Source organism: Ornithinicoccus sp., from assembly GCF_057176825.1.
Window position 1 is genome coordinate 986923 of the sequence record NZ_CM169976.1, and the last position, 14974, is coordinate 1001896.

Below are 14974 nucleotides of genomic sequence, written 5' to 3' on the forward strand. Positions count from 1 at the left end.
AGTGCCCCGCCCGACCCTCCTTCTCCCGGACGAGGGCCCCGCCATGGGGCAGGATGGGGGCGATGCGAGGTGACCAGGACGGCCCGGCCCTGGCGACGCGACTGGTCGCCGTGGCTCGTGGTGACCAGGCGGCCTTCGCCGACCTCTATGACTCGACGGCGCCCCGGGTTTACGGACTGGTGCTGCGCGTCCTGCGGGACCGGTCCCAGGCCGAGGAAGTCACCCAGGAGGTGTTCCTACAGGTGTGGCGGACGGCGAGCTCCTTCGACCCCGACCGGGGCAGCGCGATCTCCTGGCTGCTGACGCTGGCGCACCGCCGCGCGGTCGACCGGGTGCGCTCCGTCGTGGCCCAATCCGCGAGGGACGACGCCTACGAATCACAGCGGACCACGCCCCCGTTCGACGTCACCGCGGAGGCGGTCGAGGAACGAATGGAGGCGACTCGGGTGCGTGACGCGCTCGGGGAACTCACCCCGGCCCAGCGGGCGGCCATCGAACTCGCGTACTTCGAGGGCCTCACCCACCGGGAGGTCGCGGAGCGCCTCGACGTGCCGTTGGGCACGGCGAAGACCCGGATCAGGGACGGGTTGGGCAAGATGCGGGACACGATGGGAGGTGGACAGTGAGCGACCAGGAGCACCGGGGCGCAGACCCCGGCGGGACCCGGGACGGCGATGCCGACCCGGCAGAGCCGACGGTGCACGACCTCGTGGGCGCCTATGTGCTGGATGCCGTCGACGACCGGGAACGCGCCGAGTTCGAGGAGCACCTGGCCTCCTGCCCCGACTGCCGGCGGGAGGTCGCCGAGCTCGCCGACCCCGTGGTCGACCTGAGCGTCGGGCTGGAGGAGGAGCCCCCGGCGGGACTGCGCGCGCGGCTGCTGGAGCAGATCGCGCAGGAGCCTCCGGCCGTGGTCCCGCTGCGGGGCCGGGAGGACGACGCTGACGGTGAGCTCGGCAGCGCCGAGGACTCGGATGCCACCACGGGAGAAGCGGCCGCGGCGGCCGAGCGACGCGCCTGGTGGGTGGGCATCGCGGCGGCGGCAGCCGTCATTGTCGGCGCGGTGGCGGTGACGCAGTGGGTGACCAACGACGTCCCCGCGCCGGTGGTCGTGGCCGAGGACGTGTTGGAAGCCCCGGACGCGGTGCGGCACACCGAGACGCTCGGGGATGTGACCGTCACGGTGGTGACGGCCGCCTCGTTGGACTCGACCGTCTTCGTTGCCGAGGGCATGGAGGAGGCCCCGGAGGGTCAGGACTACCAGCTGTGGTTCGTCCACGAGGACGGCACTGCCGTCTCCGCCGGGCTGATGCCGCGCACTGGCGCCGACACCACCGAGATGGTCCTGGAGGGGGAGTCCGGCGGTGCCGTGGCGGTGGGGGTGACCCTCGAGCCGGCCGGCGGCTCCGAGCAGCCGACGAGCGACCCCCTGGTGGCCGTGCCGATCGAGGGCTGACCGGTCGGCTCAGGCCCCGGGCACCCACCGGGCGAAGACCACGATGTTGTCGACGTGGGCCCCGCGGTCCGGGTCGTACAGGCCCCCGCAGGTGATCAGGCGCAGCTCTGGGCCCTCGGTGTTGCCGTAGACCGTGACCTTGGGGAAGGCGTCCTTGGGGAAGCTCTCGGTCCCGTATACCTCGAAGGTCACCGTGCGCCCGTCCTCCCGGTCCACCTCGACGAGGTCGCCAGGACGTAGTGCCCCCAGGTCGTAGAAGATGCTGGGCACCGATCCCTGGCTGGTGACGTGCCCCTCGATCACGGTGGGTCCGACCTCGCCCGGGGTGGGTGACCCCTCATACCAGGCGGCCTCGTCGTAGCGCTCGCCGCTCGGCACCAGGAGAGTGCCGTCGTCGTCGAGGCCGAGCGGGTGCAACGGGCTAGCCACGTCGATCGAGGGGATCCGGACCGCAACGGGGTCGGACGGCGGCAACGCCGACGACTCCGGCGCCGCGGTCGACGACTCTGGTGGCACGGTCGACGGTGTCCCTGGGGTGGTCGAGGGGGCGGGGGCGTCCTGGGTCGCGGGCCCGTCAGTCGGCCCGGCGGAGCCCGTCGTGGCGACCGGCGGCCGGGAGGCGTCAGCCTCGGGAGCAGGCGGATCGTCGACCTGGCTCAGGACGACCCAGAGCAGGACGACGATCCCGGCGACGAGCAGCAGCCCGGAGGCCACGGACAGCAGGGTGCGTCCGCGGCCTCCGGGCCGGCTCGTGGCCACCAGCGGTCAGACCTCGTGGCGGGCGCTGTCCCGCCGACGGGACGCTGCCAGGCCCAGCCCCCCGGCCGCCAGCGTCAGCGCGCCCATCGCCAGCAGACCGGCGTGCTCCATCCCGGTGGTGCCGCCGCCACCGGTGGCGACGCCGTCCTCCGGCATGCTCATCTGGGCGACGTTGAACTCGCCGCACAGAGCGGGGTCGGTCGCCTCGGAGGGGAGCTCCGGGTCCAGGTCGGACACGATGTCACCGTCGTAGGCGCCGCTGCCGTCGTGGTCCACACCGTGGATCACGATGACCCCGTCGCCGGCGGCGACCGACGCGGCCGTCGCCTCGTCCAGCTCGATGGTGCGCTCGTAGGTGTAGGCACCGGTGGACGGGAAGTTCTCGACGTCGAGGGCGTGCTCGCCACCGGTCATGCCGGGCTCGATGGTCAGGCTCAGCGCGACGTCGCCGTAGGAGTCGATGGCGTCGGACACCTGCAGGGCGCCCTCGAACCCGTTGCCCTGCTGGCTCGGGTCCGGGCAGGTGTTCTGCCCACCGATGTGGATGTGCTGGGCGTGCGGTGCGCCGTCCAGCAGGCCGGTGGTCTCGATCTTGATGTGCAGGTCGTGGCCCTCGAGCATGCCCCAGGCGGTGCCGGAGGCGCCGGAGCGGTTGAGCTCGGTCAGTGTGCCGGACAGCTCGGTCCCCTCGTGCTCGTGGGCCGCGGCAGGGACGGCCGCCGCCAGGGGCAGACCGACGATCGCCGCGACGGCGAGCGGGGCGAGGCGGGTGCGGGTGGTGCGCATGACAACTCCTTGGTGTCGGGATCCGCTGCGACATCGGTCGCCAGCGGCTCGTGGCATCCAGGGATTCGGAGCCGTCGTCGCTCCGGATGGGTCAGACTCGGTGGTGTGGAGGCCACACGCGTCGTCGTGCGTCGCGGGGACCGGGAGGTGACCGGTGCCTGCCGGCCCGGGGAGCCGTGGGCGGCGGCGGCCTCCCGGGTCGCGGAGGGGCTCGGCGACGTCGGTGGGACCGTCGCGCACGACCTCTCCGGACCCACCAAACTGTTCGAAGCAGACCCCGAGCTGCGGGTGGCGACTCGTCCGATGACCGCCGGGGACCTGTCGGACCTCCGGCGCTGGCTGATGGTCGAGCACGTCCGGCGGTGGTGGCACACGGGCAAGGAGACCCCCGAGTCGGTGCGCGCGACCTACCTGCCCCGCATCGAGGGGAGGGAAGCCGTCCGGATGTGGGTCGTCGAGGCCAACGGCCGTTCTGTGGGCTTCGGCCAGGACTACCGGATCGCCGACCACCCGCAGTTCGCGCTGCTGGCCCCCGACTCCTCGGCGATCGGGGTCGACTACGCGCTCGGGGAGTCGGCCTGGCTGGGACGCGGCGTCGGGGTGCGCCTCCTGTGGGCCTGGCTGACCGGTGTGCGTGACCACTACCCGGGCACGACCGCGTGCTTCGCGGCACCGGACCACCGCAACGCCGCCTCGCTCCGGACCCTGGAGAGGGTCGGGTTCGAGCGGGGCACCTGGTTCGACGAGCCAGTGCGGGGCGGCGGCGTCAGCACGGTGGTAGGTTGCACCGTGGACGTATGCCGGGTGCTGGGGTGAGCATGCTGGTGCCTCAGCGTCCGGGGTCGGGCGGGAGGTACTCGACGCGGCAGTGACCGGCTGCGGCTCGGGAGAGCGGGTGGTCGGTGGTGACCAGGGTGATGTCGTGGATCTGCGCCAGGGCGACGTAGGCCGCGTCATAGCCGCTGACGTTGTGCCGCAGGCTCCACATCGTCGGGAGCAACGGATCCAGGGCCTCGGTCCGGACGGTCAGGCGCGGTAGCTGGTGCAGTGCCCACTCCGCTTCGGAGGTCCCGAGGTGCCCGCCCAGATGCAGCCCGCGCAGGGACGAGAACACCTCGGCCTTCCAATGCTGCGGCGCGATCCAGTCAGGATCTGCCGTGAGCACCTTCCGAACTCGGCGCCCCTGGCGGTCGAGCCGGACGATGTAGTCGGTGAGGACAGCAGCGTCCGGCACGATCATTCGGCGCTGCGTTCCTCGCGTGCGGCCCGGAGCACCTCGGAGGTCTGCGGTGCAGACCGGTCGATCCCGTGGCCCTGTCGAGCACGTTGCTCGACCTTGGCAGCGATCTCCAGGTTGCGTTGGAGGCCAGCCTGCTGTTCCAGGACCGCGAGCAGATAGGACTGCAGGGATTTGCCCTCGTGGCGGGCCCTGTTGGCCAGGGCCTGACGAGTCTCGTCGGGGACGTCGCGGATCGTGATCGTCACCATGCCTCCAGTATGCCTGCATTTCGCCTGCACTCGCTCGAACTGCCCGTATCCTCGCGGAGGCCGGCACCTGGGTGACGGCGTCGTCCACAGGCGAGCGGACGGCATACGTGATGATGGTCGCGATGACCGACTCGCTGACCGACCTGCTGCCCCCGGAGGGGACCCCTGCCGACCCCGACGAGCTGTATGACGCGTTCGGGCGGTGGGCGCAGGCGAAGGGCACGCCCCTCTATCCGCACCAGGAGGAGGCGATTATCGAGCTGCTCGGCGGGGCGAACGTCATCCTGGCGACCCCGACCGGGTCCGGGAAGTCGCTGGTCGCCGCGGCGGCCCACTTCCAGGCGCTCGCCGAGGACCGGGTCTCGTTCTACACCGCACCCATCAAGGCCCTGGTCAGCGAGAAGTTCTTCGCCCTGTGCCAGCTGTTCGGCGCCGACAACGTCGGCATGGTCACCGGGGACGCCTCGGTCAACGCCGACGCCCCCATCATCTGCTGCACCGCCGAGATCCTGGCCAACATCGCGCTGCGCGAGGGCGACCGGGCGGACATCGGCATGGTGATCATGGACGAGTTCCACTTCTATGCCGAGCCGGACCGCGGGTGGGCCTGGCAGGTGCCGCTGCTGGAGTTGCCGCAGGCGCAGTTCCTGCTGATGTCGGCGACGCTGGGCGACGTCACCCGCTTCGAGGAGGACATCACGCTGCGCACCGGTCGGCCGACCGCCGTCGTCGCCGGCACCGAGCGGCCGGTGCCGCTGAGTTTCTCCTGGGCGATGACGCCCCTGCACGAGTCGATCGGCGAGCTGCTGGAGACCCACCAGGCGCCGGTCTACATCGTGCACTTCACCCAGAAGGACGCCCTTGAGCGGGCGCAGTCGCTGCTGTCGCTGAAGATCGCGACCCGCGAGGAGAAGGACGCGATCGCCGAGCGGATCGGGGCGTTCCGGTTCACCGCTGGCTTCGGCAAGGTGCTGTCCAAGCTGGTGCGCGCCGGCATCGGGGTGCACCACGCGGGGATGCTGCCGCGCTACCGCCGGCTCGTCGAGCAGCTGGCGCAGGACGGGCTGCTCAAGGTCATCTGCGGCACCGACACCCTGGGCGTGGGGATCAACGTGCCGATCCGCACGGTGCTGTTCACCGGGCTCACCAAGTTCGACGGCACCCGGCAGCGGGTGCTGCGCTCCCGGGAGTTCCACCAGATCGCCGGCCGCGCGGGGCGGGCGGGGTTCGACACCAGCGGGTATGTCGTGGTGCAGGCGCCGGAGCACACGATCGAGAACGCGCGTGCGCTGGCCAAGGCGGGGGACGACCCGAAGAAGCAGCGCAAGGTGCAGCGCAAGAAGCCGCCGGAGGGGTTCATCAACTGGACCGAGGAGACCTTCGACAAGCTGGTCGCCTCGGAGCCGGAGCCCCTGGTGTCGCGGATGCGGGTGGACCACTCGATGATCCTCAACGTGGTGGCCCGGCAGGGTGACCCGTTCGCCAACCTGCGGCGCCTGCTGCGCGACAACCACGAGGAGCCGCGCAACCAGGTGCGGCTGTCCCGCCGGGCGATCACGCTGGCTCGCAGCATGCTGGAGACCGGGGTGTTGCAGCGGCTGCCGGAGCCGGAGGCCTCCGGCCGTCAGGTGGTGCTCTCCGGTGAGGTGCAGGAGAACTTCGCGCTCAACCAACCGCTGGCCCCGTTCGCCCTCGCGGCCCTGGAGGTGCTCGACGAGGAGGCGACGACCTACGCCCTTGACGTCGTCTCGGTGATCGAGGCGGTGCTGGAGGATCCGCGCCCGGTGCTGTGGGCCCAGCAGTCCAAGGCCAAGGGCGAGGCCGTGGCGGAGATGAAGGCCGACGGCATCGAGTACGAGCAGCGGATGGAGCTGCTGGAGGACGTCACCTGGCCGCAGCCGCTGGCCGAGCTCCTCGAGGCGACGTTGGCGATCTTCCGGCAGACCCACCCGTGGGTGAGCGAGGACGCGCTGAGCCCGAAGTCGGTCGTGCGTGACATGTACGAGCGGGCGATGAGCTTCACCGAGTTCGTCGGGTTCTACCAGCTGGCCCGGTCCGAGGGCGTCGTGCTGCGCTACCTGACCGACGCCTATCGCACGCTGCGGCAGACGGTGCCGGAGGCTTACCGATCCCAGGAGCTGGAGGACCTGATCCACTGGCTCGGCGAGACGATCCGGCAGACGGACTCCTCGCTGCTCGATGAGTGGGAGGCGCTGACCGACCCCGATCTAGTCGCGGCCGCTGCCGCTCGCGCGGCCGAGGGGGTGCCGCTGGCGCCGACCCGGCCGATCACCGGCAACGAGCGGGCGTTCCGGGTGATGGTGCGCAACGCGATGTTCCGGCGGGTGGAGCTGGTGTCCCGCGACGAGGTCGAGGCGCTGGGCGTCCTGGAGGCCGCCGTCGCCCAGCTGACCGAGCCCGCCCGCGAGCCGTTGCTGTCGGCCGACGACTGGGACGAGGCGCTGGAGGCGTACTACGACGAGCACGGCTCGGTCGGGACCGACGCCGACGCGCGCGGCCCGGCGATGCTGGCGATCACTCCGGAGCGCGGGCCCCAGCCCGGCGTCCGGGAGGTGCCGGGCGTCGCGTCCAGCGGGCCGGCCGAGGTGCGGCTGTGGCAGGTGCGGCAGACCATCGCCGACCCCGAGGGTCACCACGACTGGGTGATCGAGGCGACCTGTGACCTGGACGCCTCCGACGAGGTCGGGGAGCCGGTGTTGCTGGCGAACTCGATGCGGCGGTTGTGAGCGAGAGCCACATGTCGGCGCTGCATGAGCCTGCTGCAATGGCCAGCCCGCGGCACAGCAGATTGGCGCCTGAGTTTCCCCCTTGAACCATGAGGCTCTCCGTGGTCTACTCACGGTATCGACCGCAAAGGCGCGGCCGCGACCGGCCGGGGAGGCTGTGGCATGAGGGGACGACGGATTCTGGCAGCACTGCGGTGGCAATGATGCTTGTGGGGTCTGCACCGGTGGCCATGGCCGCTCCGAGAACTAAGACGGGACACGTTTGGCGGTCGGACTGTCCGGCGCTTTCGCCGAACCCGTGGGTGAATGCTGACACGCAAGGAACGACGAACGTTATTGCGCCGGGGAGTTCATACACCCACGTTTACTACAACTCAGTTCGCCGGGACCGGCAGTTCAAGGGGACTTATACCGGCGGCAAGTACACTGTGTCCACGACAGGGAACATCTACTTGAGTGGGACCTACGGGTACTGTGACGTGTGATGCCCGTCCTGTCGAAGCAGTCCTTTAAGGCTGAAGATTCAAGCGAGAGACATTCTGTTTGTAGATGTCACTTTGTCGATCTGCAAGACCTCTTGGATCATGCGGAGGGGCAATGGCTCTAGTGCGGCGGGGCCGTGGCTAAGCCAATGCGGTGCCTCAGTTCCATACTGGCGATCGCGAGCCTCCTGCTCCTCGCGGCTTGCCAGAGTGAGGAACCCGAGGCCGACGCGGCGAATGCTGCTGTGCGGGGCAACCCTGACCGTGCCGACAGCGAACGACTCCAGAAGGAGTGGTTCACGCGCATGGGAGGTTGCCTTACCGAGGCGGGATTCCCCTCAAAGATGGAGGGTGACGTCCTCACCTCGGCCGGGACGGTCGGCAGGCAGGACGATTTCGACGCCGCCTGGGCGACGTGCGAGGAGAGCCTGGGTGAGATTCCGGCATCGGACCCACTCACGCCCGCAGAGCTTGGCACGCTCTATGACCTCTACCTGGAGGCGGACGAGTGTCTGCGTGAGAACGGACTTCCCGTCACCGCACAGATGCCAAGCAAGGACACGTGGGTGGCGCAGGAGATCCACGCGATGACCGACTCGCAGGCCGATCCTCCTCCGCTCCCCTTCGACGGGCTGCTGCAGCATCCGTACGAGGACGTCTGCCCGTGGCCTTCCGGCGAAGACGTCTTCGATCGGATGAACGGTGGGTAACCGTCGTGAGAGCATGCCGGGATGAGCACGGAAGCAGTGCCGCGCTGCGCGTGGGCGTGGGGTGGGTGTGGTGCTCCTGGTGGTCCTGCTGATTGCGGGGGCGGCGGGTGCTGGGTGGTGGGCTGGGCGGGCTGCGTTGGAGCCGCGGGTGGCGGTGGAGGGTCCGGGCGCTGGGCCTGAGGTCGTGTGGGGCGTGGTGTCGGAGTCGTCGGTGGGGCGGTCGTTGCCGTTGTCGACGACGTTGCGGCAGCCGGCGGTGATGGTGGCGGGGAACGGCTTGTCGGGGGTGGTGACGCGGGTCTCGCCTGGTGAGGTGGACGTGGGGGATGTGGTGTATGTGGTGGCTGGTGTCCCGGTGCGTGCGGTGGAGGGGGCGGTGCCGTTCTGGCGGGACCTGGAGCCGTGAGGTTGAGGGAGAGGACGTGGTCCAGTTGCAGGGGGCGCTGATTGAGTTGGGGTTCCTGGAGGGTGTGGCTGATGGGGAGTTCGGGGCGGGGACGGAGCGGGCGGTGAAGGCCTGGCAGAAGGATCTCGGCCTGGAGGAGACCGGGACGGTGGCGTTGGGTGAGGTGGTCGCGGTGCCGGAGTTGCCCACGACCGTGCAGGTGGGGGAGTCGATCGTGGTGGGCGGCACGGTCAGCGGGGGTGAGGAGGCCGTGCTTGCCCCGACGGGGGAGCAGGAGTTCGTGTTGGTGGTGACGCAGGAGCAGGCGCGGTTGATCCCGGCGGAGGCGACGGTGCGGGTGACCTGGCAGGAGACGGTGTGGGAGGCGGTGATCGCCGGGTCGAGCCAGGACGAGTACGGCTCGACCGAGTTCGAGCTGACGGGTCCGGACGGAGGGCCGGTGTGCGGGGGTGAGTGCGGGACCTTGCCGGGGGATGCGCAGGTGACGTTGCGTTCGGAGGTGGTGGTGGTGCCGGAGGTGTCGGGCCCGGCGGTCCCGGCGGCGGCGGTGCAGACCAGGGCCGACGGCACGGCATACGTGGTCACCGAGGAGGGTGAGGTTGAGGTGACGGTGCGGGGGTCTGGTGGTGGGGTGGCGATCGTGGACGGGGTGGCGGAAGGGACTCGGGTGCAGGTGCTGGGCGACGGCGGGGTGGGGCAGCAACCGGTGCCCGCCCCGGTCCCAGGAGATGCCCCAGCGCAGGATGACAGTGCGGTCACCAGCGGGGGCGGGTGAGGCTTGGTGTTGGCGGTGCAGGGGTTGTCGTTTGCGTACCGGCGGGGTGGGGAGGAATTGTTCGGCGGGTTGTCGCACGAGTTCGTCCCGGGGCGGGTGACCGCGGTGACCGGTCCGTCGGGGCGGGGGAAGTCGACGTTGTTGTATGTGTTGGGGTTGATGCTGACGCCGTCCTCGGGGGATGTGCTGTTGGGTGGGCGGCCGGTGGGGTCGGCGTCGGATCCGGTGCGGGCCAGGGTGCGGGCGCACCGGATTGGGTTCGTCTTCCAGGACGCGGTGCTGGACCCTTCCCGGGTGGTGCTGGACTCGGTGGTCGAGCCGGCCTTGTATGCGGGGTGGTCGCGTCGGGCGGCACGGGCCAGGGGTCGGGCGTTGTTGGACCAGGTGGGGGTGGGAGCGAGGGCGGATCACCGGCCGGGTGAGATCTCTGGTGGGCAGGCACAGCGCGTCGCGGTGTGTCGTGCCCTGGTGACCGGTCCGAGCGTGATCCTGGCCGATGAGCCGACCGGCAACCTGGACCGGGAGAACGCGCAAGGCGTGTTGGCGGCGCTGTCAGCCGCGGCCGGGGACACGACTCCGGCAGAGGGTGCGGACGATGTCGGGCGGGGCCCGGGGAAGTTGGGGCGGACGGTGGTGATCGCGACGCACGACCCGTTCGTGTTGGAGCACGCCGATGAGGTGCTCGCGCTGTGAGGGGTGTGGTTGCGGTGGCGGGCCGGTCGCGATGAGGCCGTGGGCGGTGGTCCGGGAGGGGCTGGCGACGGCGTGGGCGAACAAGGTCCCCTCGGTGCTCGCAATGCTCCTAGTCGCGGTGATGTGCGGGACGACGCTCGCCACAGTCGGGCGGACCGCTGCCGCGGAGGAGCAGGTGGCCGACCGGTTGGACGCGGCCGGGTCACGGGTGCTGGTGGTCAACGACGCCCAGGGGCAGGACCTGATCCCCCGAGCCGTGGTCGAGCAGGCGGCCGGGTTGTCGGTCGCGGAGCGGGCGGTCGGGGTGGTGATCCCGGTGGACGTGACGAACAGTGTCGTCGGTGCGGGGGGAACCAGGGTGCCGGCGTGGGCGGTCGTGGGAGACCTGGCCGACGTGGCGACGTTGGAGCGGGGCCGGTGGCCCGGCCCGGGGGAGGCGTTGGTCGCCGCTCAGGGACAGCTGGCTTTGGGGATGGATGACCCGGTCGGGTCGGTGACGCTGGCCTCGACCACGGAGGTGATGGACTACAGCGTGGTCGGGTCGTTCACCCCGCGAGAACCGTTCACCGACTACGCCGCCGGGGTGCTGATCGCCGCGCCGGAGGGGGTGGTGGCCGACTCGCTGCACGTCGTGGTCACCGACTCCCAGGCTGCAGCGACCGCACAGCAGGCGGTGCTCGGGTTGATTGCCCCGCCGACCTTCGAGGCGGTGACCGTGCAATCCCCGGTCAGTCTGGCGCAACTGCAGGAGCAGGTCGCCGGAGACCTCACCACCTTCGGTCGTGCCCTGCTCCTGGGCGTCCTCGGCGCAGGCGCGCTGTTGGTCGCGATCGTCGTGCTCGCCGACGTGCTCATCCGCCGCACTGACCTCGGCCGACGGCGGGCCCTCGGGGCGACCCGGTCGGTGATCATCGCCCTGGTCCTGGGCCGCACCCTGGCCCCCGCCCTGCTCGGCGCGGCCTTCGGGACCGCCGTCGGGCTCTGGGTCGCCGCACGCTACGCCGCGGCCCCGCCACTCGAGTTCACCGTTGCCACCGCGACCCTGGCTCTACTCGCCGCACTCGCGAGCGCCGTCCCGCCAGCATTGTTCGCCGCCACCCGGGACCCGGTCCGCGTCCTGCGCACACCATGAGTCGTCGTACTTCGTTGCGCTCGCGCTACATTCATTGACGGTCATGAGGCGCACTGGTACGTTCGCTCTGGTTGTTTCAGCGCGGAGGAGCGGACATGAAACGCAAAGTAGCCAGCGGGGTGCTGGCGTTTGGGTTCTTGATTAGTGCTTCGCCAGCGGTCCACGCTGCAGGCTCCGAATCGGGCTACATCTACGACACGGATTGTCCGCAACCATCCGACCCATGGGTGGTTGGGCGTACAACAGGATCCACCGACCTTCTAGGTCCTGGGAAGTCTTCCTACGTCAACTATTTCAATGGCTCCACGATGCAGGACCGTTACGTAGCAGGAACTCTGGCCGGTGGCTACTGGCACGTGACAACCACTGGGACACTGAATAACCCTGGCACGTACGGTTACTGTCGGAACGTCTAGTGGAGCCGGGGTGCGGTCCCGATTTGCTGGAGGTTCGGCCCCACTGTTCGTGGTGGTGCTGCTCGTGACTGCCTGCACGGACGACTCGGCACGGCCCGGGCAGCACCATCCGACGGTCCAGTCGCAAGACGCTACGGAGTTGTCTGGCGGGACGGTCGATGCGCCAGGAGAAGCCAGCCAGGCGGTCGTCGATCGCAGCGATGATGACGCGCTGGCGCGGCAGTGGATCGATGCCAAGGTCGAGTGTCACACGAGGGCGGGCTTCCCCGCGCGAGTTGTGGGTGGCGACGGAATCGAGACAGACGTTGCGCCAGGCCAGCAGGCGGCCTACCTGGCCATGAGTGAGCAGTGCGATACCGAGATTACGGAGCGACTCGGCGGGCGACCAGGGTCGATTCCCTACACCCGGGAGGAGTTGGGAGCACTGTACGACCTCATGCTGGAGGGCCGGGAGTGCCTGAGCAGTGAGGGGTACGCCATCTCTGAGCCGAGTTCGCGGGAAGCTTTCATCAGTGCGTCCGAAGCCGTCGCGGCTGGTACGCCGGCGGACCCTTGGGATCCGTGGCACGATGCTGGTGACCCGGACGCCTACGTCTCCTGTCAATTCCCGACAGGGCAAGACGTGTGGGAGTACCTCCACGGGTCGTAGCGTCGCCGAAGCTGATCTGCTGCGCACCTGCAAAGCCCGAGCCTGAGGCTGTGCCGGTCGGTGGGACCGCGGCTGCGGCGCATACCGTGATGCGAGAACGTGATTATCAGAAGTGACATACTCGGGCATGGTCGCACGCTCCGCTCCCGGAGGAAGTGCTTCGATCTGCTGTCGCGCCTGCAGGAGCTGGTACCTGAGGCTGTGCTGGTCGGTGGGACCGCGGCCGCTGGCGCATGCCGGACACCGCTCTGTCGTTCGATCATGATCACGTCTTGATCGACCTGGCGGAGCGGTATGGCGCTGTGCTGGAGGCGGTCGAGGCGTCGGAAGGCTGGGCCACGAGTGTGCGCGCCAGCTCGCCTCCGCTGACCCTCCTCGGCTCGTTGGACGGGAGTGGAGGCAGGGCCTGCGGCAACTACGGCGGAGCCGGCCGCTGGAGGTGGAGCGGTTGGACCTGCCGGGCGGCGAGTCGGTGGTGGTGCCCACCCTGCCCGAGATGCTCAGGGTCAAGGCGTACCTGGTCGTGCAGCGCAACGCGACGCGGGACTATCTCGACACTGCGGCACTGACAGAGCGACTAGGCCCAATCGACGCGGTGGCTGTCCTGAGCCAGATCGACGACTACTACTCGGACCGGAGCAATACCGACGGATCGGTGCTGACCGCCTTGGTCCAGCGGCTCGCCGACCCCGCACCCAGGGATCCGCGCGTGACCACCGAACTTTCGGCATACAAGGGTTTGGATCCGCGATGGCACGACTGGGCGAGCGTCCTCGACGCCTGCCACGCCCTGGCGGACAGCCTGCTTCGCGCGGTGGAGGGCGAGCTCGAATGACGGTGTCCTTCCGGAACGTCGACGTGCCGTCCGATGCCCCACCGGGCTCGTGGCCCTACGAAGCGATCGTGACGACCATCGAGCGGGGTCTCATCGGGGACTGGGCGGTCCTCACCCGGGCGATCCGGCGCGAGCCCTGGGGTCCCGTGGCCCGCCGGGTGGAGGAGTACCTCTCCCGGGAACACCCGCCCGGGGTCGGGCCGTTGCTGGAGCGCGCCATCTCCGGTGCGCGGGCCGAGGCCGAGGCGGCCGAGCGCGCCGAGGTGGCACACGAGGTGGACGACCTGGTGCGCCGGTCCGGACTGACCTCCCGGGAGTTCGCCGAGCGGATCGGCACCTCCGGCTCGCGGTTGTCGACCTACCGGTCCGGGAAGGTGATGCCCTCCGCGGCGCTGCTGGTGCGGATGCGGCGGGTAGGACGGCACACCTGACGTCACTCGCGCGCCACCGCGCGGTACTCGCGCGGACTGACGCCACGGGCTGACTTGAAGACCGTGCTGAGCGTCGAGCCGTCGCTGTACCCCACGCGCCGGGCGATGGAGTCCAGCGTGAGGTCGGGGTCCAGCAGTAGGTCTGCGGCGCGGGCGAGCCGCCACTCCCTGAGATAGGTCATCGGCGGGACACCGAGTCGCTCGGCGAAGCGGCGGGCGAGGGCGGAGCGGGACACACCCGACCCGGTGGCCAGGCTCGCCAGCGTCCACGGGTGCTCGGGCCGCTCCTGGAGCAGCCGGAGCGCCCGGCCGACGACCGGGTCCTGGTGTGCGGTGTACCAGTCCGGCACGTGGGCTCCCGGCTGGCGGAACCAGGCCCTGACAGCCGAGACGAGCAACAGGTCGAACAACCGGTCCAGGATCGCCCGTTGGCCGGGCTCGTCGGTGCCGATCTCGGCGTCGAGCAAGGCGACGAGCGCTGAGCCCCACGTGTCGAAGTCCAGGACCAGGACCGCCGGGAGCGCGTCGAGCACCCGCCGACTGATCTCGCCGCGGAGCTGGTAGCACCCCATCAGGAGCCGGGTGGAGCCGTCAGGGTCGTTGCCCCAGATCCGTACGCCGAGACTCATGGCCGCCGAGACATCCGCACCGTCGGGGGTGGTCCGGCGACCGCCGGGGCCGCACACGACCTGGGGTGGTGTCTCGGGGTCTCCGGCGAGGGTGACGGGCGCAGATCCCCTGACCACGGCGACCGTCCCGGCACCCAGGTGATGTGCGGCGGTGCTGGTGGGACGTGGGCACTCGGGGTCGGGGATCAGCCACGCGCTCCCGCGGACCACCGCGATCAGCCCGACCGGTGCCTCGTCCGCCATCCGGATGGACCACGGGGGCTCCATGATCGTGCGGAGTAGGAAGGCGTCGCGACTACGGGGGCCGTCGAGCAGGCTCGCCAGAGCGTCCACCGTGTCAGCGTAGGACGAACGGACACCTCAGCGGGACGGACCACCATGTCCTCGGAGGGCGCTGGTCCTGTGGGCTGGAACCATGGACACCATCGTCATGACGGGCGGCACCTCGGGCTTGGGCGCGGTGGCCGCCGAGCGGATGCGTCGCGCCGGGAGAGTCCACCTCCTGCTGGGTGCGCGCCGCGAAGGGAGTGGCGCTCTCCCGTTGGACCTCGCCGACCTGGGCTCGGTGCGCGCGTTCGCC

17 protein-coding genes are annotated in these 14974 nt (G+C 70.2%); 12 read left to right on the top strand and 5 right to left on the bottom strand.

Going from position 1 to position 14974, the window contains the following annotated elements; genetic code table 11:
* Positions 1 to 62: 62 nt before the first annotated feature.
* The gene (sigK, locus tag AC1QRC_RS05165; RefSeq protein ID WP_484205730.1) at positions 63 to 626 is read left to right on the top strand and encodes an ECF RNA polymerase sigma factor SigK; all 564 of its coding nucleotides are present in this window, start codon (positions 63 to 65) and stop codon (positions 624 to 626) included.
* Complete coding sequence (locus tag AC1QRC_RS05170; protein WP_484205731.1) at positions 623 to 1456, top strand: anti-sigma factor; 834 nt, start codon at positions 623 to 625, stop codon at positions 1454 to 1456. The genes sigK and AC1QRC_RS05170 overlap by 4 nt, the downstream gene beginning before the upstream one ends.
* A 9-nt stretch (positions 1457 to 1465) precedes the next feature.
* On the opposite strand, the gene AC1QRC_RS05175 is transcribed toward AC1QRC_RS05170, so the two are convergent.
* A complete protein-coding gene (locus AC1QRC_RS05175; RefSeq protein ID WP_484205732.1) occupies positions 1466 to 2215 on the bottom strand; it encodes a class F sortase in 750 nt (249 codons plus the stop codon).
* Positions 2216 to 2221: 6 nt separating this feature from the next.
* Entirely contained in the window at positions 2222 to 3001 is a 780-nt protein-coding gene (locus AC1QRC_RS05180) for a hypothetical protein (RefSeq protein ID WP_484205733.1), read from the bottom strand.
* Between the two features lie 105 nt (positions 3002 to 3106).
* Between AC1QRC_RS05180 and AC1QRC_RS05185 the strand changes: the two genes are divergently transcribed.
* Positions 3107 to 3817: a GNAT family N-acetyltransferase gene (locus AC1QRC_RS05185; protein WP_484205734.1), complete on the top strand. Its 711-nt coding sequence runs from the start codon at positions 3107 to 3109 to the stop codon at positions 3815 to 3817.
* Positions 3818 to 3830: 13 nt separating this feature from the next.
* On the opposite strand, the gene AC1QRC_RS05190 is transcribed toward AC1QRC_RS05185, so the two are convergent.
* Positions 3831 to 4241: a type II toxin-antitoxin system VapC family toxin gene (locus AC1QRC_RS05190; RefSeq protein WP_484205735.1), complete on the bottom strand. Its 411-nt coding sequence runs from the start codon at positions 4239 to 4241 to the stop codon at positions 3831 to 3833.
* The gene (locus AC1QRC_RS05195; protein WP_484205736.1) at positions 4238 to 4489 is read right to left on the bottom strand and encodes a FitA-like ribbon-helix-helix domain-containing protein; all 252 of its coding nucleotides are present in this window, start codon (positions 4487 to 4489) and stop codon (positions 4238 to 4240) included. Before AC1QRC_RS05195 ends, AC1QRC_RS05190 begins: the two co-directional genes overlap by 4 nt.
* A 113-nt stretch (positions 4490 to 4602) precedes the next feature.
* Here AC1QRC_RS05195 and AC1QRC_RS05200 point away from each other — a divergent pair, with 113 nt between their 5' ends.
* From AC1QRC_RS05200 to AC1QRC_RS05240, 9 genes are all read left to right on the top strand, one after another.
* Positions 4603 to 7236, top strand: coding sequence for a DEAD/DEAH box helicase (locus tag AC1QRC_RS05200; protein ID WP_484206577.1), 2634 nt, complete (start codon positions 4603 to 4605; stop codon positions 7234 to 7236).
* Between the two features lie 619 nt (positions 7237 to 7855).
* A complete protein-coding gene (locus AC1QRC_RS05205; protein ID WP_484205737.1) occupies positions 7856 to 8428 on the top strand; it encodes a hypothetical protein in 573 nt (190 codons plus the stop codon).
* 70 nt (positions 8429 to 8498) lie between these two features.
* The gene (locus tag AC1QRC_RS05210; protein WP_484205738.1) at positions 8499 to 8834 is read left to right on the top strand and encodes a hypothetical protein; all 336 of its coding nucleotides are present in this window, start codon (positions 8499 to 8501) and stop codon (positions 8832 to 8834) included.
* 16 nt (positions 8835 to 8850) lie between these two features.
* Positions 8851 to 9609 carry a peptidoglycan-binding domain-containing protein gene (locus tag AC1QRC_RS05215; RefSeq protein WP_484205739.1) on the top strand — a complete coding sequence of 253 codons (759 nt, stop codon included), beginning with the start codon at positions 8851 to 8853 and terminating at the stop codon, positions 9607 to 9609.
* A 24-nt stretch (positions 9610 to 9633) separates the two neighbouring features.
* Positions 9634 to 10302 (top strand): ABC transporter ATP-binding protein, encoded by a 669-nt coding sequence (locus tag AC1QRC_RS05220; protein WP_484205740.1) that lies wholly within the window; start codon positions 9634 to 9636, stop codon positions 10300 to 10302.
* Between the two features lie 103 nt (positions 10303 to 10405).
* Positions 10406 to 11434, top strand: coding sequence for an ABC transporter permease (locus AC1QRC_RS05225; RefSeq protein WP_484206578.1), 1029 nt, complete (start codon positions 10406 to 10408; stop codon positions 11432 to 11434).
* Positions 11435 to 11902: 468 nt separating this feature from the next.
* The gene (locus tag AC1QRC_RS05230) at positions 11903 to 12499 is read left to right on the top strand and encodes a hypothetical protein (RefSeq protein WP_484205741.1); all 597 of its coding nucleotides are present in this window, start codon (positions 11903 to 11905) and stop codon (positions 12497 to 12499) included.
* 448 nt (positions 12500 to 12947) lie between these two features.
* On the top strand, positions 12948 to 13334 hold the full coding sequence (locus AC1QRC_RS05235) for a hypothetical protein (protein WP_484205742.1): 387 nt from the start codon (positions 12948 to 12950) through the stop codon (positions 13332 to 13334).
* A gap of 68 nt (positions 13335 to 13402) precedes the next feature.
* Positions 13403 to 13765 (top strand): helix-turn-helix domain-containing protein, encoded by a 363-nt coding sequence (locus tag AC1QRC_RS05240; RefSeq protein WP_484205743.1) that lies wholly within the window; start codon positions 13403 to 13405, stop codon positions 13763 to 13765.
* A gap of 2 nt (positions 13766 to 13767) precedes the next feature.
* On the opposite strand, the gene AC1QRC_RS05245 is transcribed toward AC1QRC_RS05240, so the two are convergent.
* The gene (locus AC1QRC_RS05245) at positions 13768 to 14727 is read right to left on the bottom strand and encodes an AraC family transcriptional regulator (protein WP_484205744.1); all 960 of its coding nucleotides are present in this window, start codon (positions 14725 to 14727) and stop codon (positions 13768 to 13770) included.
* Between the last annotated feature and the right edge of the window lie 247 nt (positions 14728 to 14974).

Bases quoted from the DNA above. Each gene is read 5' to 3' on its own strand.
- AC1QRC_RS05200 (WP_484206577.1), top strand. From the start codon at position 4,603: ATGGTCGCGATGACCGACTCGCTGACCGACCTGCTGCCCCCGGAGGGG.
- sigK (WP_484205730.1), top strand. From the start codon at position 63: ATGCGAGGTGACCAGGACGGCCCGGCCCTGGCGACGCGACTGGTCGCC.
- AC1QRC_RS05225 (WP_484206578.1), top strand. From the start codon at position 10,406: ATGCTCCTAGTCGCGGTGATGTGCGGGACGACGCTCGCCACAGTCGGG.
- AC1QRC_RS05190 (WP_484205735.1), bottom strand. From the start codon at position 4,241: ATGATCGTGCCGGACGCTGCTGTCCTCACCGACTACATCGTCCGGCTC.
- AC1QRC_RS05180 (WP_484205733.1), bottom strand. From the start codon at position 3,001: ATGCGCACCACCCGCACCCGCCTCGCCCCGCTCGCCGTCGCGGCGATC.
- AC1QRC_RS05195 (WP_484205736.1), bottom strand. From the start codon at position 4,489: ATGGTGACGATCACGATCCGCGACGTCCCCGACGAGACTCGTCAGGCC.